Genomic DNA, 1,626 nt, shown 5'->3' on the forward strand with positions numbered 1-1,626 from the left:
CCCCGAACCCCCTCCTGCATTGAGGACATGGACAGCCCCAGCTTTGAGCGGCCGGTGTTGATGGATCGGCGCTGATCGAGGAAGGCGGCCGCGCTACTCATCGCCAGCCTGGTCATTGGCCTATGCGCTGACGCAGTACGTATGCCGGCGCGAGCAATCGACGCTATCGCTGTATCTGCGCGTGCCGCGACTGGCAGGAACTGCGTATCCTGCACGGGGGCCCCATGCGGGCGGGTCTGATGGAGGTCAGCGACGACCGTGCAGGCATCCGCGCCAGGACCATCACTGGGCAGTTGCCGCTGGAGGAGAGCCTAGATCGGTGACGCGAGCATCGCGGGGTTGTAAGCCGGAACCCCAGAAATTTCCGTCATCCCAATTCCAGCCCGGCCACGAGCGAGTCCAAGTCGATCATCTTTCCGTCGCTCTGGAAGGTGTATTTCTACGGTGGCGTGCCGCAATTAATTGTGCCCGACAACCCGCGTGCACTCGTCTCCAATGCCTGCCGCTACGAGCCCCAAATCAACGAGACCGTGCACGACTTCGCCCGCCACTACGGCGTCTCGATCCTGCCGGCACGCCCGTACTCGCCCCAGGACAAAGCCAGCGCCGAATCGGCCGTGCAAGTCGTCACCCGCTGGATTGTGGCCCGGCTGCGCCACCAGGTGCTGGCCGACGTACACGCTGCAGACGCAGCGCTCTCGGCACTGCTGCCTTCACTCAACGAGCGGCCCTTCCAAAAGCTCGATGGCAGTCGCGCCAGCCTGTTCGCCGCGCTCGACAGTCCGGCGCTGACGAGCCTGCCGGCGCAACCCTGGCAGTGGGCCATCTTCAGGACCGTCAAGGCCCACATCGACTACCACGTCGAGGTCGAGCGCCATCGCTACAGCGTGCCGCATGCGCTGGTGGGTTTGGAACTGCAGGTGCGCATCACCGACGCGCTGGTGGAGGTGCTGCACCGCGGTCAGCGTGTGGCCTGCCACGTGCGCAGCAGCCAGCGCGGCGGCTTGACCACGCGCGATGAGCACATGCCCGCAGCCCACCGGGCGCACAAGCAGTGGACGCCCGAGCGGCTGATCCACTGGGGTCAGGGCATCGGTGCGAACACGGGCCAATTCGTCGTGCAGTTGCTGCACAGATTCCGTCATCCCGAGCACGGTTATCGCAGCTGCCTGGGCCTTCTGAGCTTGGCCAAGCATTACGGCCCGCAACGCCTGGAAGCGGCCTGCACGCTGGCTCTGGAGTTGCACGCCGGGCACTACCGCCATGTGCGCGAGATTCTGTTCAACGGACGCGACCTGATCGCGCGCAACCACAGCGCGCCCGAGTGGGTGGCACCCGCGCACGAGAACCTGCGCGGCGCGGCCAACTACCAATGATGCGTGTCGTCACGCGCACTGCCGACGGCACCGAATTCCCCGAACCAGAGAACCCGAACATGATGATGAACAACACCCTGGCGCAGCTGCGCGAGCTCAAACTCGTAGGCATGGTCAGCGCCATCGAAGAGCAACTGAGCAGCAGCGCGAGCACCACGCTGAGCTTTGAGGAGCGGCTGGCGCTGATGGTCGATCGGGAGGTGCACCATCGCACCGACAAGCGCCATGCGGCCCTGCTCAAACGGGCACG

General features: G+C 65.3%; 1 protein-coding gene and 1 pseudogene. Both read left to right on the forward strand.

Going from position 1 to position 1,626, the window contains the following annotated elements; translation table 11 throughout:
• Positions 1 to 437 precede the first annotated feature (437 nt).
• Positions 438 to 1,376 (forward strand): annotated as a pseudogene (locus VTU_RS29155) (Mu transposase domain-containing protein); the annotation flags it as partial.
• Positions 1,373 to 1,626 (forward strand): ATP-binding protein (locus VTU_RS0121190; protein ID WP_010108460.1); only part of this gene is annotated, 254 nt, incomplete at its 3' end. The pseudogene VTU_RS29155 and the gene VTU_RS0121190, both read left to right, overlap by 4 nt.

Source organism: Verminephrobacter aporrectodeae subsp. tuberculatae At4 (assembly GCF_000193225.1).
Taxonomy (GTDB): domain Bacteria; phylum Pseudomonadota; class Gammaproteobacteria; order Burkholderiales; family Burkholderiaceae_C; genus Acidovorax; species Acidovorax aporrectodeae.